The organism is Butyrivibrio sp., from assembly GCF_017433805.1.
Lineage (GTDB): Bacteria > Bacillota > Clostridia > Lachnospirales > Lachnospiraceae > Butyrivibrio.
In genome coordinates, this window is the sequence record NZ_JAFRGN010000020.1 from 35,133 (window position 1) to 55,538 (window position 20,406).

Annotated in this window: 20 protein-coding genes; 16 read left to right on the top strand and 4 right to left on the bottom strand. The window is 41.9% G+C overall.

What is annotated here, in order from left to right; all coding sequences use genetic code 11:
* The first annotated feature begins 4 nt into the window (after positions 1–4).
* The 10 genes from rlmN (at position 5) to IJI01_RS06180 (ending at position 9,168) form a co-directional block, all read left to right on the top strand.
* The gene (rlmN, locus tag IJI01_RS06135; RefSeq protein WP_292187392.1) at positions 5–1,063 is read left to right on the top strand and encodes a 23S rRNA (adenine(2503)-C(2))-methyltransferase RlmN; all 1,059 of its coding nucleotides are present in this window, start codon (positions 5–7) and stop codon (positions 1,061–1,063) included.
* 57 nt (positions 1,064–1,120) lie between these two features.
* Positions 1,121–1,885 carry a Stp1/IreP family PP2C-type Ser/Thr phosphatase gene (locus IJI01_RS06140; RefSeq protein ID WP_292187395.1) on the top strand — a complete coding sequence of 255 codons (765 nt, stop codon included), beginning with the start codon at positions 1,121–1,123 and terminating at the stop codon, positions 1,883–1,885.
* Positions 1,878–3,935, top strand: a complete 2,058-nt coding sequence (gene pknB, locus IJI01_RS06145; protein ID WP_292187397.1) for a Stk1 family PASTA domain-containing Ser/Thr kinase — start codon at positions 1,878–1,880, stop codon at positions 3,933–3,935. The genes IJI01_RS06140 and pknB overlap by 8 nt, the downstream gene beginning before the upstream one ends.
* A 4-nt stretch (positions 3,936–3,939) precedes the next feature.
* Entirely contained in the window at positions 3,940–4,881 is a 942-nt protein-coding gene (rsgA, locus tag IJI01_RS06150) for a ribosome small subunit-dependent GTPase A (RefSeq protein WP_292187401.1), read from the top strand.
* A gap of 16 nt (positions 4,882–4,897) precedes the next feature.
* Positions 4,898–5,485, top strand: a complete 588-nt coding sequence (locus IJI01_RS06155) for a histidine phosphatase family protein (RefSeq protein ID WP_292187404.1) — start codon at positions 4,898–4,900, stop codon at positions 5,483–5,485.
* A 112-nt stretch (positions 5,486–5,597) separates the two neighbouring features.
* Entirely contained in the window at positions 5,598–5,951 is a 354-nt protein-coding gene (locus IJI01_RS06160) for a response regulator (RefSeq protein WP_292187406.1), read from the top strand.
* A 78-nt stretch (positions 5,952–6,029) separates the two neighbouring features.
* Complete coding sequence (locus IJI01_RS06165) at positions 6,030–7,052, top strand: NAD-dependent epimerase/dehydratase family protein (protein ID WP_292187409.1); 1,023 nt, start codon at positions 6,030–6,032, stop codon at positions 7,050–7,052.
* A gap of 69 nt (positions 7,053–7,121) precedes the next feature.
* Positions 7,122–7,781 carry a DUF4230 domain-containing protein gene (locus IJI01_RS06170; RefSeq protein WP_292187412.1) on the top strand — a complete coding sequence of 220 codons (660 nt, stop codon included), beginning with the start codon at positions 7,122–7,124 and terminating at the stop codon, positions 7,779–7,781.
* Positions 7,782–7,792: 11 nt separating this feature from the next.
* Complete coding sequence (locus IJI01_RS06175; RefSeq protein ID WP_292187415.1) at positions 7,793–8,566, top strand: hypothetical protein; 774 nt, start codon at positions 7,793–7,795, stop codon at positions 8,564–8,566.
* Positions 8,567–8,586: 20 nt separating this feature from the next.
* Positions 8,587–9,168, top strand: a complete 582-nt coding sequence (locus IJI01_RS06180) for a TetR/AcrR family transcriptional regulator (protein ID WP_292187419.1) — start codon at positions 8,587–8,589, stop codon at positions 9,166–9,168.
* 41 nt (positions 9,169–9,209) lie between these two features.
* Here the strand turns inward: IJI01_RS06180 and IJI01_RS06185 are convergent, their stop codons facing one another.
* Genes IJI01_RS06185 through IJI01_RS06195 form a run of 3 tightly spaced genes read right to left on the bottom strand, consistent with a single transcriptional unit; the run spans position 9,210 to position 12,373 of the window.
* The gene (locus tag IJI01_RS06185; RefSeq protein ID WP_292187422.1) at positions 9,210–10,718 is read right to left on the bottom strand and encodes an AMP-binding protein; all 1,509 of its coding nucleotides are present in this window, start codon (positions 10,716–10,718) and stop codon (positions 9,210–9,212) included.
* Between the two features lie 12 nt (positions 10,719–10,730).
* Complete coding sequence (locus IJI01_RS06190; protein WP_292187424.1) at positions 10,731–10,970, bottom strand: acyl carrier protein; 240 nt, start codon at positions 10,968–10,970, stop codon at positions 10,731–10,733.
* A 17-nt stretch (positions 10,971–10,987) separates the two neighbouring features.
* A complete protein-coding gene (locus IJI01_RS06195) occupies positions 10,988–12,373 on the bottom strand; it encodes a condensation domain-containing protein (protein WP_292187427.1) in 1,386 nt (461 codons plus the stop codon).
* Positions 12,374–12,619: 246 nt separating this feature from the next.
* Between IJI01_RS06195 and IJI01_RS06200 the strand changes: the two genes are divergently transcribed.
* The 5 genes from IJI01_RS06200 to IJI01_RS06220 all read left to right on the top strand — a co-directional run bounded on the left by IJI01_RS06200 (position 12,620) and on the right by IJI01_RS06220 (position 16,304).
* Positions 12,620–13,390: a hypothetical protein gene (locus tag IJI01_RS06200; protein ID WP_292187430.1), complete on the top strand. Its 771-nt coding sequence runs from the start codon at positions 12,620–12,622 to the stop codon at positions 13,388–13,390.
* A 23-nt stretch (positions 13,391–13,413) separates the two neighbouring features.
* Positions 13,414–14,211: a phosphorylase family protein gene (locus IJI01_RS06205; protein ID WP_292187433.1), complete on the top strand. Its 798-nt coding sequence runs from the start codon at positions 13,414–13,416 to the stop codon at positions 14,209–14,211.
* Positions 14,212–14,267: 56 nt separating this feature from the next.
* Entirely contained in the window at positions 14,268–14,972 is a 705-nt protein-coding gene (locus IJI01_RS06210) for a polysaccharide deacetylase family protein (protein WP_292187436.1), read from the top strand.
* Between the two features lie 2 nt (positions 14,973–14,974).
* Positions 14,975–15,634, top strand: coding sequence for an HAD-IA family hydrolase (locus IJI01_RS06215; protein WP_292187438.1), 660 nt, complete (start codon positions 14,975–14,977; stop codon positions 15,632–15,634).
* An 82-nt stretch (positions 15,635–15,716) separates the two neighbouring features.
* Positions 15,717–16,304, top strand: a complete 588-nt coding sequence (locus IJI01_RS06220) for a GNAT family N-acetyltransferase (protein WP_292187441.1) — start codon at positions 15,717–15,719, stop codon at positions 16,302–16,304.
* Positions 16,305–16,826: 522 nt separating this feature from the next.
* Here the strand turns inward: IJI01_RS06220 and IJI01_RS06225 are convergent.
* Positions 16,827–18,119 carry an aminotransferase gene (locus tag IJI01_RS06225; RefSeq protein WP_292187444.1) on the bottom strand — a complete coding sequence of 431 codons (1,293 nt, stop codon included), beginning with the start codon at positions 18,117–18,119 and terminating at the stop codon, positions 16,827–16,829.
* A gap of 381 nt (positions 18,120–18,500) precedes the next feature.
* Between IJI01_RS06225 and IJI01_RS06230 the strand changes: the two genes are divergently transcribed.
* On the top strand, positions 18,501–20,330 hold the full coding sequence (locus IJI01_RS06230; RefSeq protein ID WP_292187446.1) for an EAL domain-containing protein: 1,830 nt from the start codon (positions 18,501–18,503) through the stop codon (positions 20,328–20,330).
* Positions 20,331–20,406: the final 76 nt, after the last annotated feature.

Below are 20,406 nucleotides of genomic sequence, written 5' to 3' on the forward strand. Positions count from 1 at the left end.
TTTTATGAGTTATATACAGGGTATAAATGGGAAAACTGACATCAAGTCTCTGACACTTGACGAGCTGACTGCAGCTATCAAGGAACTGGGTGAGCCAGCCTTTAGAGCCAAGCAGCTCTACGAGTGGATGCATGTGAAGATGGCAAGGGACTATGATGAAATGACCAATATTCCCAAGTCGCTTAAAGAAAAATGCAGAGAGAACTTCGATTTTGTATCACTTCGAAGCGAAATGGTACAGGAATCCAAGCTCGATGATACCAAGAAGTTTCTGTTCGCGCTTTCAGATGGCAACATGATCGAGAGCGTATTTATGAAGTACAAGTTCGGAGTAAGCGTCTGCATCTCATCTCAGGTTGGCTGCAGAATGGGATGTAAGTTCTGTGCTTCGACAATAAATGGCGTTGTGAGAAATCTTTTGCCATCAGAGATGCTTGATCAGATCTATTCTATATCCAGAATTACTGGTGAGAAGGTTGGTAGAGTAGTTGTAATGGGAAGTGGCGAGCCGCTTGATAACTACGACAACCTCCTTAGATTCATAGATCTTTTGACTAATGAAAATGGTCTTAACATGGGCCAGAGAAACCTTACAGTTTCTACCTGTGGAATCGTGCCTAATATCCTGCGACTTGCAGAGGAAGACCTTTCAATTAACCTGGCACTTTCACTTCACGCTTCCAATAACGATAAGCGTAAAGAGCTTATGCCTATAGCCAATAAATATGAGATCCATGAGGTGCTTGATGCCTGCAAGACCTATTTTGACAAGACAGGCAGACAGCTTACCTTTGAGTATTCTTTGGTTTCAGGTGTCAATGACACAGACGAGGATGCCAGAGAGCTCACTGAATTATTATCGGGATTTAATTGCGTAGTTAACCTAATACCGGTCAATCCTATCAAGGAGAGGGATTTCAAACCTACAGACCGCGCTGGTGCTCAGGCTTTCAAAAATAAACTTGAAAAAAGCCGAATAAATGTTACTATTAGAAGAGAAATGGGCAGGGATATTGATGGAGCCTGTGGGCAGCTTCGCAGACGACATTTAGAGGAAAATTAGTATTTCTGCTTATTTTGTGTTGATTGAAAACGACAGACAGGGTTGGAGGGAGCTTTTTTGTTAAAAACTTTTTCCGTTACGGACATTGGAAAAAAGCGAAAACTGAATCAGGATTATGTGTTTTCTTCTGACAGGAAGATAGGTAATCTTTCCAATGTGTTTATCGTAGCTGATGGCATGGGCGGACATAACGCTGGGGACTATGCTTCAAGGTATACGGTAGATACTATGGTAGAGGAAATTGAGAAGTCTTTTGAACAGAGTCCTATCAAGATTCTGGAGAAGGCTATCAAGACAGCTAATACCAAGCTTCGTGTTAAGGCTTCTGAAGATCCCAAGCTTTTCGGTATGGGTACTACAGTTGTAGCCTGTACAGTTCTAGGAAGATATTTACAGGTCGCCAATGTTGGGGATTCAAGACTCTATGTTATAGGCGGCGACAAGATTACCCAGATTACAAGAGATCACTCTCTTGTTGAGGAAATGGTCAGAATGGGCGGTATCGATAGAGAGACAGCCAGACATTCTCTCGACAAGAATATTATTACAAGGGCCATCGGTGCTGATGAAACCGTGGACGTTGACTTTTTTAATGTGGAATTGAACAGAGGGGATATAGTTCTCATGTGCTCTGACGGACTTACGAATATGTTAGAGGACGAAGAAATTCGCATGATAGTAAGTGGCCAAAGAGATATTATCGAGAAGGCCCAGAAGCTGGTAGTTGCGGCTAATAACAATGGGGGTAAGGATAATATTGCTGTTATCCTTATAGAGCCGTTTGCTGATGAAGCGGCACATGACGGAGGACTAAATGATTAAGATAGGAATGGTGATCGGCGACCGCTATGAAGTGCTGGAGAAGATAGGCACTGGCGGAATGTCCGATGTTTATAAAGCAAAAGATCATAAGCTTAACCGACTTGTAGCTGTTAAGGTACTCAAGCAGGAGTTTTCAGAGAACGAGAATTTCGTTTCCAAGTTCCGCGTTGAGGCCCAGTCTACAGCAGGGCTTATGCATCCAAATATAGTTAATGTTTATGACGTTGGTGATGAGGATGGTGTCAACTACATCGTAATGGAGCTTGTTGACGGCATTACCCTCAAAAAGTACATTGAAAAGAAATCCAGACTCTCAGTAAAAGAGGCTGTTAGTATAGCTATTCAGGTAGCTATGGGTCTTGAGGCTGCTCATAACAACAATATTATTCATAGAGATATCAAGCCTCAGAATATTATGATCTCCAAGGAAGGTAAGGTTAAGGTTACAGACTTTGGTATCGCCAAGGCTGCTACCAGCAACACTATAACTTCCAATGTTATGGGATCAGTTCACTACACATCACCTGAGCAGGCAAGAGGCGGCTACAGTGATGCCAAGAGTGATATTTATTCTTTGGGTATTACTTTATTTGAGATGCTGACAGGACGTGTTCCATTTAACGGAGACACAACTGTAGCAATTGCTATCAAACACATTCAGGAGGATTTACCAACTCCTGCAGACTATAACGATGAGATTCCGATCAGCGTTGAGAAGATTGTTCTCAAGTGCTGTCAGAAGAGCCCTGACAGGAGATATCAGAATGCAGCAGAGCTCATTGCTGATCTCAAGCGTTCACTGATAACACCTGACAAGGATTTTGTATCTCTGTCTAACCCTGATGAAGAGGGCGCTACAAGAGTAGCTTCTGAAGAGGAAGTATCTTCAGTTAAAAATGGTAATGGCAGATTCTCAGATACAGAGAAGATGCGTCTCAAGGACGAAGAGCTCCGCGACTACGATGAAGATGACGATCGCTATGATGATCGTGACAGAGATCGCAGACGCAAGAGACGTGATTATGATGAAGATGACGATTTCTACGGATATGACAGAGATCGTGAGAATAGACGCCGCAAGCAGAGCCCGCCAGAAGCTGGCAGAATAGAGAAGCTTACAATTGCTATGGCAATTGTGCTTGCTGTTCTTATTGGCTTTATGGGACTTCTACTTGTAGGTAGGAAGCTTGGACTGTTCGGTGCATCTGAGGCTGGAACAGAGGCTTCAAGTGCAGCATCATCTGTTGTAGCTACAAGTGACAGCTCAGCTCCTGAGGAGACTGCAGAAGGCATCATTATTCCTGATGTTGCAGGCAAGTCTTACGCAGAGGCTGTTGCTACTCTCAATGAGAAGGGCTTCAAGGTTGAAAAGGGTGAGGACTCATCAAGTTCTCTTGCCAAGGATGTGGTTTCTTATACTAATCCAGCAGCAGGCAACAGAGCACAGAGCGGATCCACCGTTAGTGTATTTGTCAGTACAGGAGCATTTGCTTCATCCAGTAGTGCTACAACTGCAGTTACTACAGCCAAGGCTGACGGACAGGTTACTGTTCCTAATGTTATAGGCAAGACTTCTGAAGAAGCTGTTATCATGCTGGTAGAGGCTGGACTTACAGCTGGATCAGTTGTTGAGACCAGCAACGAAGATCCTAATCTTACAGGACTTATCTGTGCACAGAGCATTGCTTATGGAACATCAGTATCTGAGGGCACAACCATCAATATGGAGTTGTCTACAGGTCCTGCAACTGTTACTTACAGCTATGTATCAGATATTTCTGCTCCTACTGAGGGAGAGAACTATACTGGTGGCCTTTCAGTTCATGTAACACTTGTTACTTCAGATGGAACAACACTTCTTAATACAACTACTTCAGATTTTCCTATTCAGATGAATTCCAAGGGAATCACATCTCCTACAGGAACTCTGACATTTGTTTATACAGCAACATCACCTACAACTACCAATCCAGAGACTGGAGAGACTACTGGTGGTGAGACCAAAGAGATAACAGTTACCAGAGCAGTAACTTTCACACAGGAGAATTAAGCCTTTGAAGGGAAGAATTCTTAAGGGAATTGCCGGTTTTTACTACGTTGAGACCTTTGAAGAAAAGGTATACGAATGTAAGGCAAAGGGCATTTTCCGCAAATCTAATTTGAAACCGCTGGTGGGAGATGATGTTGAGATTGATATCATCAACGAGGAAAAGAAACTGGGAAATATCACAGACATCTTTCCCAGAAAGAATCAGCTACTTAGACCGCCTGTTGCCAATGTGGACCAGGCGGTTATTTTGTTTGCAATAGTTAAGCCTAATCCAAGCTATAACCTGCTGGACAGATTCCTTATCATGATGCGTCAGCAGAACCTTCCTGTTATCATCTGCTTTAACAAGCAAGATATTGCTACTAAGGAAGAGCAGCAGGAACTATACGATGCATATGAGAAGTGTGGCTATAAGGTACTTTTTATAAGTGTTCGTGAGGAGCGAGGACTTGACGAGCTTAAAGAGATGCTTAAGGGTAAGACAACCACTCTGGCTGGACCAAGTGGAGTTGGTAAGTCATCTCTTTTAAATAAACTGGTTCCTAACGCTCAGATGCAGACTGGAGAGCTTAGCCGTAAGATTGAGCGAGGCAAGAATACTACAAGACATTCGGAACTCTTTTTCGTGGAAGAGCTATCTGCTAGTGATGCAGAGTCAGGCAGTGCTGCGACCTGTGACACTTATGTAATAGATACTCCAGGCTTTACATCTCTTGAGATGAGGGATGTTACTCCTGAGAATCTGTGCCAGTTCTATCCTGAATTTGAGGAGTATGAACCGGAATGCAGATTTGGCGGATGCTCACATATCGCAGAGCCTGACTGCGGAGTCAAGAATGCCATAGCAGAGGGCAAGATCGCCAAGGTCAGATATGACAACTACAAGGTTCTCTATGAGGAACTTAAGAATATGAGGCCTGATTACAGCAAGAAGGCCCGTAGATAATAAGGAATAGTAATTTATGAAGATATGGGTTACAAGACATGGACAGACTGATCTCAATGCTCAGAAGCGCATGCAGGGCAGATCAGATATTCCTCTTAATGACAGAGGAAAGGCTCAGGCGAGGACTGCCAGAGAGCTTATAGGAAATGTGAAATTTGATGCGATTTATTCAAGTCCTTTGAGCAGGGCTGTAGAGACTGCCCAGATCATAGGAGATGTTGACCGCTCTGATATCATTTTGGATGAGCGTATTATCGAGGCGGATTTTGGCAAATATGAGCAGAGACAGTATATTGCAACTGGTCTTCCGATGAGTTTGTACTGGGCTATACCTGAGCTGTTTCCGGCTCCCAGGACTGCAGAGACTACAGATCATATGATAGAGAGAGTCAGAAGCTTTTTTACCGAACTTGAAGCTAAAGACTACGAGAACGTTCTTGTGACCTGCCATGGCGGTATAATCCGTGTAATAAGGGGCTATCTGGAGGACGTGGAGAGAGGCTATATCTGGAGACCAAGACCTAAAAACTGTGAGATCAGGGTATATGAATCAGTTAATGGAGTTCACAGTTTTATTAAAAGCTATGATCCATCAAGCAAATAGGGATATCAGGACGTTTTGATGTGTTGAATTGTTGCTTCAAAATGTCATATAATATTATAAATATTTGATGTATCGGACATGTCAAACACGTTGTGGTTTGGGAGGTTCTCGCATGAAGAGCGTGCTAATAGTAGACGATTCGAGAGTTTCACGCAAGATGATCAGACATCTGCTGGAACATTCCGGATTCGAGGTTGCAGCAGAGGCTATAAATGGCAAAGAGGGACTGGACTTATATATTAAGCTCAGGCCTGATGTGGTTGCGATGGACATTACTATGCCTGAGATGAATGGAATTGATGCTCTCAAGGCAATCAAAGAGCACGATCCTGATGCCAAGGTTGTGATCATTTCAGCGGCAGGACAGGATTATAATAAGGCTGATGCGATCAGAGCTGGTGCTGTAGCATTTGTCACTAAGCCTTATTCAGACGAGGAGATACTAGAAGCGCTCAGGAGCAGTTAAGTTATGATTAGATTTTCAAGCTGACCGGATTTATATCCGGCCAGCTTTTTGTGTAATTCTTTTAAAGGAGGAAAAGGTATGAAGGCATTATTTATCGGCGGCACTGGGACAATCAGTATGGCAATTGTAAGGAAGCTGGCTCAGGATCCAATGTGGGAAGTGTGGCTCCTTAATCGTGGTAACAGGAAGAGCGAGGTCCCTGAAAATGTCCATGAGATCATCTGTGATATTTCTGATGAGGAAGACGCCAAAAAGAAGCTTGAGGGGATGGAGTTTGACGTTGTAAGTGAGTTTATTGGCTTTACCAGAGATCAGGTTGAAAGAGACTACAGGCTCTTTAAGGGTAAGACCAAACAGTATATGTATATAAGCTCAGCTTCAGCCTATAATAAGCCGGCTGCAAGCTACGTGATCACAGAAGGCACAACTCTTTCTAATCCTCATTGGGAGTACTCCAGGAACAAGATCGCCTGCGAGGAGTTCCTCATGGAGAAGTACAGAACAGAGGGCTTTCCTGTTACTATCATAAGACCTAGTCACACCTATGATGAGAGAAATATTCCTCTTGGCGTTCATGGTAAAAAAGGCTTCTATCAGGTTGTAAAGAGAATGATGGAAGGTAAGCCGGTTCTCATTCAGGGGGATGGACCATCTCTTTGGCATGTGACCTTTAACAGAGATTTTGCTGTGGGTTACACAGGACTCATGGGCAATCCTAAGGCTATTGGTGAGGCTTTCCAGATTACTGGTGATGAGTGTCTTACCTGGAATCAGATATATCAGACAATCGCAGATGCACTTGGGGTAGAACTTAAGCCTTATCATGTTTCTGCTTATTATCTAAGTGCAGTTGGAGATAAGTACGGCTACGACTTCGAGGGAAGTCTCCTTGGCGATAAGTCAGTGTCAGTAGTATTCGATAACAGTAAGCTCAAAAGAGCTGTTCCGGCAATGACCACAACTATAAGGTTTGATCAGGGCGTTCGCATAGCTCTTGACTATATAAAGGCGCATCCTGAGTGCCAGGTTGAAGATCCTGAATTTGATGAGTGGTGTGACAAGGTTATTGCAGCTCTTGAGGAGAGCAAGAGTAAAATATGATCATGCCTGGTGAATACCAATGCGTGAAATATAGAGAAAAAATCAGTCTGTGAGAGGGTGATTGGGGAAATGAAAATTAGCAATAAGACTCAGAATATCATTTATGGTGTGATCATTGGTGTTTCTGTGCTGGTGATGCTCATATTATGTGTGGGATATATTCGGGATAAAAAGGCAGAAACAGGAAATGCTGATATTCCGCAGACGGCGGCTCTTAAGCCCAAGGAGGACAAGGTAAAGATAACCGTCAACACAGAGATCATAGAGGAAGGCCTTGATGATATGGGCTTTCTGGTGACTCAGGAATACTATTTTACTCAGGTTGAAACCTACACTAAAGAAAAGAAGGTACTGAAATTCTTTGATGCTACTTCTGAGCTTGCATACAGCTACGATGGCTCAGTTACTGCGGGTGTTGATTTTGAGAGAATCAAGATCAGAAAAGATGAAGAGACCAAGGTGATCATTGTAGATGTTCCCAAGGCTGAGATTCAGACGGTGAGTATTGATAAAGACTCATTCAAGGTTTTCTCGGAAAAAGAGTCTATGTGGAACAAGCTAAACATATCTGATTACAATGATTCTTTGGCTGAATTTGAGAAAGCTGCTAAAGAAAAAGCTATTGAAAATGGCATTCTTGACAGGGCCCAGGAACGAGCTGAGGAACTTATTTTGCAGTTTGTCAGTAAGTACCAGGGCACTTCAGATTACAGAATTGTGTGTGAGTGAGGAGGAGAGAAATGGAACTTAAAAAAATAACGGTGGCAGTGGTACTCTTACTACTGGCCGTAATATCTTTTACCAAGCTTGCACCATGGGCAGCAGATCCAAACAATCACACTCATTCCATTGAACAGACAGAAGAAAAGATTACAACAGTCATGACACTTTCAGGAGGGGCAGCGGCTACATCGGCTACGTTATCTCTTTTACCAGGTGATATGTGTACTCCGCTTTCTGAGCAGCTTGCTGAGCTGGCCAAGTACTTTCTGCTGGTTTTAAGTTCACTATATCTTGAGAAATTCATGATCTGTATCACAGGGTATATAGCATTTTCTGTATTGATCCCGCTGGCGTGTGTTATTATGGCGGCATCGATACTGTTTGGGCAGGATAGCTGGAAGAGAATATCAGGTAAGATCGCAATCTTTGCAATAATAGTTTTTCTTATAGTTCCTGCCAGTGTTCAGCTGTCTGACATGGTGTACCAGACGCAGGCAGAAAGAGTAAACAATGCAGTTGAAGAGTACAATGAGCTTGATGTTGACGGAGATTCAGATGGCGGAATCATCAGTGATCTTAATACCATCACCAATTCTACGATTCAGAAAATAACTACATTTATTGGCAGTCTTTTGGAGGCCCTTGCAGTTATGCTTGTAACAGCCTGCATTATCCCAATTCTTGTTTTTGTGTTATTGGTGTGGCTTGGGAAGACCATTTTCAGCTCAAATGTAATGACACTGGATATTAGCTCATTGAATAAGATAAAAGAGAAACTGGATAAGCACTAAGATGAGCTTTGGGGGAGATTATGAACGAATTTGACGAGAGGTACAGCACTGTGGAGGATGCCATTTTTGATTCCTTCTTTTTGCTGTTAAAAGAAAAAGAGATAGATAAGATTACGGTTTCTGATGTGGTGAAAAAGGCTGGAATAGTAAGAAGTACTTTTTATAACCACTACGAGAATATTCCTACCCTTGTTAATGCTGCGGAGGAAAAGACAATTGAGAAGATTTTTAATCTCATGGAGAGCTTCCATCCCAAGGATGACAGGGGAATCTGCAAATCATTTTTTCTTGCTATCTGTAATTACACCAAGGAGAATCCCTTTTTGGGGACTCTCCTTGATAGTACCAGAGGCGATGCTTTTTTTGAGAAAATGCTGCTGATGTTTGACCGCTATATGCGCACTGTGACTGATGATGAGGCCTATCAGATAAAAGACAGGAAGAGTGCCACCTACTATATAGCATCAAGCATTGGAAGTACTATAGGTGTTCTACATAAGTGGTCAACTACAGGTTTTGATGTGCCTGTGGATGAGATTGCAGACATCCTGACACAAGTCTTTGTAACAGGAATCCTGCCTGGACTAAGTAACAGAGCTTGAGAGTAATACGAGAAAATGGATTCTGAAAATTGGATTATGACTTAGGCAGGAACGTCTTCTGCTGCGTACTGCCTTAGGATTTTTCTTGTTGTATTGCGCCTGAATGGGTTTTCTCTTATAACAAGGTGAGCTATTCTTCTGTAGGAAGGCACACCACTATTGTATTCATCTAGAATCTTGCGCAGTTTTTCTTTTATTTTCTCAGAGTCTAATTTCTTTTTGGCTATCAGCTCCTGATCTGGATATATTCTGGCAGTAAGGCCATTTCCATCTCCTGTTACTACGACTTCTTCGATTAGTGGATACAGGCAGAGCTTATTCTCTATTTCTTCAGGAGATACGTTTTCACCATTTGAAAGGATGATAAGGTTCTTGACTCGTCCGTTTATGAAAAGATATCCTTCTTCATCCATATAGCCCTTGTCTCCGGTATGAAGCCATCCATCTGAAAGTGCCTCATTAGTCTCTTTGGGCATTTTGTAATAGCCGGTCATAAGGCTGCTACTCTTAACCAGAATCTCACCATTTTTAAATCTGACTTCCGCGTTTTTCAGAACTTTACCAACGGAACCAGGTTTGTGGGCAGTTGGCGTATTTGTGCTGATAACAGGAGAGCATTCGCTCATTCCATAGCCTTCATAAACATTCACGCCATATTCAGCAAATTTCTCAATATAAAATGGATCGAGGTGGGCTCCACCTGAAAAGACAGTAGTCAGACGGCCGCCAAAAACCTTATTTGCCACAACCTTCTTGGGAAGGAGCTTTGCGGCGCCCTGAAGCTTTTTATATATGGTTTCAAGCATCATTGGAACCATCAGCATAACCTCAGGCTTAAAGAGCTGCATGTTCTTTACCATGTGAAGGAAAGAGTCGTTGATGCAGACCGTTGAGCCAAGGGATAAGCATTTAAGATAGTCCATTACAAGACAGAAGGCGTGATGTATTGGTAGTACACTTAAGACAACTCTTCCAGGAACTGACTCATATTCTACAGCTTCCACATTGCTGACAAGGTTCTTTTGGGTGAGCATTACGCCCTTGCTTTTGCCGGTAGTTCCTGAGGTAAAGATTATCATGGCTGTATTATCACCAGAAAGACCAAATACATCTGATGAATATGATGATGAGTCTTTTAGACTATGAAGTGAGTCCAGGTAATAAGTATTCCTGACCAAAGGGCAGGAAGTTTGCAGCTTTTCAGATAGAGCTTTCTTGGAAGTGTCAAGAAAAACAGCGCTGCTGTCTGACCTTACGAGAAGATCAATGATTTCCTCATCAGAAAGAAGCGGGTCAATAAGAACTGCAGTGTTATCACCGGTTGTTATGGCAAAGAAGGCTTCAATCCAGCTTTCTGAGCTAAAACCTACGATTGCAATATGATCCTTACTAAGGCCATCCGCGCGAAGCCCTTTTCTTAACCTGGAAACATTCTGACCAAGTCCTGTGTAAGAAATTTCGGATACATCATTATTTACAGGCCATTTGAGTGCGGGAGTATCAGAGTATTCATTTACCATATAATCAAAGAGCTGTCGTATACTTTCCATAGTGATCTCCCTTTATAAGATTTTCTGTGCCATGCAGATTAGATCAAGAGCTTCGCCGATAGTGGTGATATTACCAACATTGTCGAGATTGAGCTCCAAGTCGAAGTTGTCCTCCAGGTCTCCCAAAAGAGACATGAAGTCAAAGGAGCTAAGACCAAGATCTTCGCAAAATCTCATATCGTTCTTCATGTCAGCAGGTGCTACGCTGCAGTACTGTGCCAGGAATTCTTTGAATAGTTTTTCGTTTTTCATATTGTTTCTCCTCCGATTTATACACTTTCTATAATGCTTCCTATGGTTATGTCAGGGGTTTCTATACCCGCAAACAGTATTTTCATCATGTAATAGTAGAAAAGCTCTATATCTTTTTCCACAAGGTGCGCCGTCTGGTAATGGTAAGAAAAATTAAGGCCGCCCTCCGGAGTGTGGGTTACTGTCAGGTATACCTTCTTGGTGGCTGCGCCGTTTGCGTACCATTTGAAGTACAAAGGAATTCCGGAAAGGTCAAGGGTTTTATCTGTTATTTCCAGTGGCTGGTAGGTGAGGTAGCAGCTTTCGTAGGTTGTTCCATCCGGTGTGCCAAAGCGTCTTTTCATGGATGAATTTATCTTTTCCGGGTCGTAGTTACTGTGGATGTAGATATTATTCTGAGCGTTTTGTATCATAAGTGCTGCATCCATAAAGCTTACTTTGCCTCCAATTATTGTTCTGCAGGGGAACATGATGGTGCGGCTTCCTCCGCTGGTCCATTCATCGTGGGTGGAGCGTCTTGCGATGAAGTTTTCAATTGTGATATCTTCCTGACCATCGTTAACCTTGGATAAATAGGTTCGCATGGATAGTAGCAGCAGATTGTTAAAAGAAATCCTGTTTTTGCTGCAAAAATCCATCAGGCGTCTTGTTGGTTCTGGTTCAAGTTTATAGTTTTTTACAGCTACATACAGGTTTTGAGTCTCGATATCAGCACTTCTAAGATTTGGATTGTTGTGAGCCAGCCTTGACTTTTCAAGGACTTTTTTACCCTGAATATCGGAATATAGAGGCTCGCCATATTTATCGAGCTGTCCTTCAAAGAAAGCCATGTCCCTGGTCAGGCGCTTTTCGTTTGTGGATTTAGTAAGGTCGGATATCAAAACGTCTTCGAATTTGGCAAGTGCCTCGGGGTAAGACTTTCCAAAGGCGTAGTGTGCATAAAGTGCCATGATATCTTTTACCATAACGGCGAGTCCGCAGGAATCAATGAGTCTGTGATCGATATGTACAAAAAAGCCATTGAAACCATCAGGAAGCTTTACCATCAGGAATTCATACATTGGAATATCATCTCCATCAAAGGTTTCATAAGCCATGGTCTGCAGGACATTATCGGCTTCTTCAAAAGACATGGACGACAGACTTAGAATCTTGGTATTTCGTATTACTTTTCTTTTCAGGTATTGTCGTATCTGTCCGCTTTCATCAGGCTTGGTGAAGCGAAGATTTAGACATTCATATCTTTTGGTCTCTTCGTTGATACACCTTTTGAGAAGTGCAAAGTCAAGCTCCAGCTGAATTGCAGCGACAATGCTGATTCCCGAAACCTGCTGGGTGTGATACTGCCGGATCCACTGATAATGCATGTTTTGGGCAGCAGTAAGGGGATATAATTTTTCCATAACGTTCCTCCCTGTTAGTATTCTCTAACTGCATGTGAAATTATCACAGAGAAAAGAAAGAGAAAATAGTGTTTTGGATTTAACATACACATTTACGTAAAGTGACCGAAACATATCGAACACTTGGGCCAATAATGTTTGATAACATGATTTAAAGGTCAGAAGTGCGGTTTAGATGCAGGTTTTGTAATAATAAGTTTTTTCTTGTGATACAATAGTGAAATCATATGAAGGAAGGGGAAAGCAATGAACTATTTTATTGAAGGCCTTCAGGGAAGCGGAAAAAGCACACTGGTAGGGAAAATATCCGAGAAACATCCGGAATGCAAAGTGTATAGAGAAGGAGACTATTCTCCTGTTGAGCTTGCATGGTGTGCCTATGTCACCAGGCAGGAATATGCAGACTATCTTGATAAATATGAGAATCTAAGAAGCGAGCTTGAGGAAAAGAGCCATGAAGAAGGGGATAAGGTGATTATCTGCTACACTCAGATAATTACTGATACTCCTGGCTTCCACAAAGATCTTGAGCAGCATGAAATATACAACGGTCGTGTCAGCAGACAGGAGTTCAAGGAGATTATCTTAAGACGACTTTCTAATTGGAATGGAGATAATAGCATATTCGAGTGTTCAATTTTCCAGAATATTGTAGAGGATATGATCCTATTCCAGAATGCATCTGATGAGGAGATTGTTGATTTCTACAAGGAAATCAGTAAAGCATTAGGGGATAAAGAATTCAAGATTTACTATCTTAAATCTGAGGATATCGAAGGCAACATCGGTGTTATCAGAAAAGAGAGATCTGATGATAAGGGAAATGAAATGTGGTTTCCGCTTATGATCGGATACTTTAACGAGTCTCCTTATGCAGTTAAAAATGGGCTCTCTGGGGAGAATGCTCTTTTTGCACACTTTAGGCACAGACAGGAGCTGGAGCTGAGGATTTTACAGGAAGTGTTCGCTGGAAAGTATGTGGTACTGAAGTCTAAGGGTTATGAGGATGTGGACTGATATTTGAATGGGAGGAGCAGGGGATGAAAGAAGCTCTTAAGCAAATCATTGATAATTTCCATAAATATAATTCTGAGCACATGGCACAGCAGGCCTTTGGACTTAGAGATGACATCGAATACGATGCTCTTGTGGTTGCGCCGAGTTTTTCTCCATATAAGCTTCATTTAGAGGATAAGTACAAGGTTACAACAATGAAGGAAGGCGCCTATATTGCAGGATATCTGGTTGAGGTGGATGACCACAAGATCGCCTGGATCAAGATCGGCTCATCAGCTGGAAATCTGATAGATCATCTTGCAATTTGTGCTGAACTTACCTTCCAAAAAGTGATCTTCATTGGGGCAGTAGGAGCCCTCAAGGAAGGCTTTGAACTTGGCGATATCTGCACACCATCTTATTCAGTTTCCGGCAGCAGTGCTGATGCGTACCTTATGAAGAATTCTATCAGGGATGATATGCGCTTTGAGAAGGTTTATCCTGATATGGATTTTGTTGATAAGGTGGTTTCTTTTGCAGATGAGAGAGGGTATGAGCTTAGGAAAGCAAGCGTGTTCTGCACGCCATCTATTGCGCTTGAGTATTCCCACATCGACGAAATCAGATCTTTTGACACAGACCTTATCGAGATGGAGACCAGCTCTTTTTACCTGATGACAGATCTATTGGAAATCCCAGGCATTGCACTCCTCGTTGTATCTGATAATTCCGCGACCAGTGCGGCACTGGTGGGAAGAACTGAAGAGCAGCAGGCTAAATACGATAAGGGAAGAAACGAAGTGCTGCCAGAACTGACGGTGGCGTTGGCAATCAGTGAGTGATGCGCAAGAGTAATAAGTAGAATTAGGGGATTTACACAGTGGAGGTTTGAAAAAAGATGATCAGAGCGGTACTTACAATAGATGATATTCCAACAATACACACGCCTGAGCTTGTTGATTATCTTAATGACAAGGGAATTCAGGTTGTGATGTTCGCAGTTGGACGCGACATAGAAAAATACCCTGAGCAAGTAATCTATGCTCTGCAGCATGGGATGATTGTTGGAAATCACAGCTATTCGCATATTAACTTTTCAGAAGTTTCTTTTGAAGAGGGAGTAAAAGAAATAGAGAAGTGCGAGGCGCTTCTTGATGATATTTATAAGAGAGCTGGAGTTGAGAGGAAATTCAGACCCTTCCGTTTTCCTTATGGCAACAAGGGCGGAGAGAACAAGGAAAAGCTCCATCAGTATCTGATTGATAAGGGCTTTACCAAGGTTGATGACAGGGAAATTAAGTATCCATGGTGGAAAGAGACAGGTCTGGACAAGGATATTGATACGCTTTGGACTTTCGACTTTGCGGAGTATCAGATTCGCCCTGATAGCGGTTTTACTCTTGATGATGTCTTTAAGAGAGTTCACGATGAAAAGCCTGCTTCAGGTGGAGCTTTGCTGGAGGATGGCAGCCACCATATTATCCTGTTGCACGATCATGACGAGACAAGAGAGATGGTTCCTGATTACTACAAGCTGATGCTTCAGCACGTAATTGATAATGGAGTAACCTTTGTGAAGCCAGGATTTATTGTGGAGGTGTGAACATGACTAAGTACGACTATGTGCTCTTTGATCTGGATGGAACCCTGACAGATTCAGGTCCGGGTATTATGAGTTCTTTTGCCTATGCTGTAGAGAAAATGGGTGATCCTGTAGAGGATAAGCAGCAGTTCAGAAGATTTGTAGGCCCGCCACTTAGAGACTCATTCGAGAAATCTCTTGGATATTCAGCTGAGGATGCTGACAAGGCAGTTACATTCTACAGAGAATACTATTTTGGCATGGGCGGAGCTCTTGAGAATACTGTATATCCAGGAATAGAAGAATTGCTGGCTGGTCTCAAGGCGGAAGGTAAGAAACTTATTGTTGCCACATCTAAGGCTGAAAAGGGTACCAAGCTGGTACTTGAGCACTTTGGACTTGATAAATACTTTGATTTTGTGGCAACCTCCAACGACGCCGACAGGAAATACAAGATTGATGTTATCAGATATGCCTTAGAGCAGTGTGGTATCAAGGACTTGGATAAGGCAGTCATGGTTGGCGATAGAGAAAATGATATTTCTGCGGCAGCAGAGGCCGGAATGGACTCAATCGGTGTTCTCTACGGATATGGGGATGAAGAGGAGCTCACCACTGCAGGGGCTACATTCATTGCAGCTACTGCTGAGGAAGTTGGAGAAATTATTGGTAAGAATAAGTGATGACTGAAAAATGAGTGGGGAAAGAAATACATAGAAGTAGATATAAAGAGCCAGAAATAGATAGCTTGAGGAGATAATGAAAATGGAAAAAAGTAATGTTGAGATAGTGTCACTTCCCAAGGAGAAGTGGGAGGGAGTAACAATTCCCCTTGTTACCAGGAGTGATAGCTACTACGATGTGCAGATAGATCCGCTTGATGAAAAGGGATGCACAGTCAAACTTGTTAAGAAGAAGGCCGAGAAAGAGATTCTCCATACACCTGAGGAGTATGACTTCCCGGATTCTTTGTATCAGCCCCATTGGGTAGATGCGCAGGCTTTCGGAGTTGTAAGTGAATCAGGTGAGCTTCTTGCATGCATCGAGGTTTGTCCTGAAGATTGGTCTAACCGTATGCTGGTAACAGAGCTTTGGGTTTCAGATGAGCTCAGAGGACAGGGTGTAGGTAAACGCCTTATGGACAAGGCTAAGGAAGTTGCTAGATCTCAGAACAGACGAGCAATCATTCTGGAGACTCAGTCCTGCAACACAAATGCAATTGGATTCTACCTTCATCAGGGCTTTGAACTGATCGGCTTTGATACCTGTTGCTACACCAATGCAGACATTTACAGACATGAAGTCAGGATCAATCTTGGATTCTTTTTCCATAGAGAAGCTATAAGGCACTGAATTGTATTTGCCTTGGATTGTTTTGCTTTTTGGCGAATATCGAAAAGACAGATATGAACATTCAAGATACCGAGTAAAATTACGTCTATATTTTAAAAAATGCTAATCTGACGGTAGCCCTATTTTTTTCTTACGGCTAGAAAAAGGAAAATGAAAAAATGATAGTAGCAAAAGAGAAAAAGATAGTTCGATTTCAAAGGATGATTACTGCTGCTAGAGGGAAATAATGGTTTTAGGGGTAAGCTTACGTACAAAATTAAAAAATCTATCTGGAAGACGTAATGAAATAGAGAGTTGACTACTAACAAAATAAGAAAAAACAAAATCCAGCGGTAATGAAAAAATATCGTTACCGCTGGATTATTCTTTTGTTCAAAAAAGACGTAAAAACTACTTGCAATACCGATAAATGCAATCGTAATAACGATAACATCGCCCGGCATCAATTTGCAGATAAACCAATAACAGATAAACCAATAACAGATAAGCCAATAACAGATAAACCAATAACAGATTACCTAATCACTCACCCAATCCCTCGAGAATCTTCTGGGCAGCAGTGATTCTTACACAAACTGTGAAGATATCCATTGCTGTGCGGAGGTCTGCAAGAGAAGGATATGTAGGAGCAATACGGATATTGCTGTCGTGTGGATCCTTCTTGTAAGGATATGTAGCACCAGCGTTAGTCATTGTAACTCCGGCCTTCTTGGCTCTGTCTACGATAGTCTTAGCACAGCCCTCTGGAGCGTCAAAGCTGATGAAGTATCCACCGTTTGGCTTGGTCCAGTCGCCGATTCCGCAAGGAGTAAGGTCTCTGTCGAGAATCTCAAGAACTGCCTCGAACTTAGGCCTGATAATGTCAGCATGCTTTCTCATGTGAGCCTTCATACCATCGATATCACCAAAGAATCTAACGTGACGGAGCTGGTTAACCTTGTCGTGACCGATTGTCTGGTTAGTGAGCTGAGCCTTGATATCATCAAGGTTATTAAGTGAAGTAGCAAGAGCTGCGATACCACTTCCAGGGAATGTAATCTTGGAAGTAGAAGCAAACTTATAAACAAGATCTGGATTACCAGCCTTCTTACACTCCTCAAGGATCTCGATAAGATAATCCTGATTGTTGTCGTAGAGGTGGTGAATACCATATGCGTTATCCCAGAAGATACGGAAATCCTTGGCTGCAGGCTTAAGTCTTGCAAAACGTCTGACTGTATCATCTGAGTAGGAGTAGCCCTGAGGATTGGAATACTTAGGAACGCACCAGATACCCTTGATGGACTCATCAGAAGAAACAAGCTCTTCAACTTTGTCCATGTCAGGACCTGTTGGAGTCATATCAACGTTGATCATCTCGATTCCAAAGTATTCAGTAATAGCGAAGTGTCTGTCATAGCCTGGAACAGGGCAGATGAACTTAACCTTGTCCAGCTTGCACCATGGAGTGTTGCCCATGATACCGTGAGTATATGCTCTTGATACTGTATCGTACATGACATTAAGTGAGGAGTTACCATAGATGATAATGTTCTCTGGCTTGTTCTCCATCATGGCGCCGATGAGAACCTTGGCTTCATCAATACCTGTAAGAACGCCATAGTTACGGCAATCTGTTCCATCTTCACAGGAAAGGTCAGCCTCAGAATTAAGGGCATCCATAAGTCCCATAGAAAGATCAAGCTGTTCTCTGCATGGCTTACCTCTAGCCATGTTGAGATTAAGATCCATCTCCTGGTATTTCTTGTACTGAGCCTTGAGCGCTACGATCTCTTCTTCAAGCTCCTGGCGGCTCATTTCTGCATATTTCTTCATAGTCCGTCTCCTCACTAAATCTGATATTTTATATGATTCTAGCCTATAAAAATTATGTCCAAAAAACACTATGACAATATTACAACGTAGCCCCAGGAAAATGCAACATAATTTATTACTTTAAAGGAGTAAATTTATGATTATAAGATTTCTATAAAATATGAAAAGATATTGATTATTGTTTAACAAATTGTAGTAAGATATATTTGTATAGATATGTGCGATATAACGACAAGGTGGCCAAATATAACAATTGCGACAAATACAATAAATTCGATATACTAGCTACCAATAATCAACCAAGAGGCCGGTATTATGTGGAATTACTCATATGTTTTTCCAAGTTTATTAATACTATTCATATTAGTCAGCTATTATTTTATGCTGCCACGAATTCCAATCAGAATGAACCGTACCTTCATTCATCTGATTGGTATCGAGTGTGTAGTTATGATAATGGACATCATATCCTCCTGGGCAGATATGAATTATCAGCTCTTCCCAAGATGGGCTCTCTATGCCCTTAACAATCTGTATTTCATTGCATTCTTTGCAAGAGCTTTATTCTTCTGTGTATTTACCATAAGCGTCTTAAGACTGGAATTTCTCAATAACCACTTTAAATATTTACTTGTTATGGTTCCGTTTGTATTAGAATCTGTACTTGTATTGATCACGCCATTTACCAGGAATTTCTACTATATGGATGACACCGGCTATCACAGTGCGCCTTTATACAACACACTTTATCTTTTGTTCTGGCTGTATCTTGGCATCAGTTTTTTTGCAATTCTAACTCATAAGGAAAGACCTAGGAGTAAAAGAGAGTTTAATACTGCGCTCTGGATCAACACAATTCTTCTTATAGGAACTATCTGCAGACTGGCTTTTCCACAGTATCTTCTCATGGATACCTTCTGTCTCATTGCGCTTCTTGTAAGCTATCTGTCCTACATGAATCCTGACTTTTACCTTGAGGGTAGAACCTGGATTTTTAATACCAGAGCCATAAGAGAGTACCTGGATGAGATAAATGGGCAAAAGAAATACCGGATATTTGCTTTTGCTATCCATGATTACAGAGATGTGAGAGAGCTGTATGGAATAAGACAGATGGATCGCGGTGTTAACCTGATTTGCGATTATCTTAAAAAGACCTTCCCTAACAAGATTGTTTTCTATTATAGAAGCGGACGCTTTGGAATTGTCTGTGATGACAAAGATAATATAGATAAAATACATGAAACCTTGCAGGAAAAATTCAGCGAACCATGGGTTTCAGATGATGTAGAGCTTTATGTTGAGATAGGCTGCGCACTCTTAAATCCCGGTGATAGGAAGCTTGATTATAACACCATGACACAGGTTCTCATGACTGCTTTTAACGAGGCTGATCTGGCTGAAAAGCATGAAATCAGAGTAATAGACGAGGCGGGTCTTCAAAAGGCAGAAAAAGAGCTTGAGATCAAAAGAGCTATCGAATATGCTGTTGATCATGATGCGGTAGAGATTTTCCTGCAACCTATTATGGATGCTGCTACAGGTAAGCTTGCGGGTGCAGAAGCGCTTGCAAGAATCAGAGATGCAGAAGGCAACGTTATTCCTCCAGGCCTCTTTATTCCAATAGCAGAACACAACGGACGAATATCAGAGCTTGGAACCCAGGTGTTTATTAAGACCTGTAAGTTTATCAAGGAAAATAATATCAAAGAGCTGGGACTTAATTGGATAAATGTTAACCTTTCACCGATTCAGTTCATGAAGGCTAATCTTGGTAATAACCTTATGCACTACATCAAGAAATACGACATTGACCCCAGATTCATTCATCTGGAGATCACTGAGGAAGCCATGGTCGACGATCAGCTCCTTGTTTATCAGACCAATATGATAAAAGAGATGGGCTTCCACTTTGTGCTTGATGACTACGGCAAAGGTTATTCCAACCTGACAAGATTAAAAAGATGTCCATTTATTAATATCAAACTTGATATGAGCATAGTTTGGGACTACTGCAGAAAGCCTGATGTTATGCTGCCTAACATGGTCAAAACCTTTGCAAGTATGGGCTTTGGCATAACAGCTGAAGGCATAGAAAGCGAATATATGGCCCAGACTATGGCTGCACTTGGATGCACATATTTACAGGGTTACTACTATTCAAAGCCTATTTCTGTTGATGAATTTATCAAAAAATATTCACAAGGATAAAGCTTTGTATTAATATTATAAGTAACAAAAAGAGTAGTGGCGGCGCTACTCTTTTTAATTGTGATGAGCAAGACGT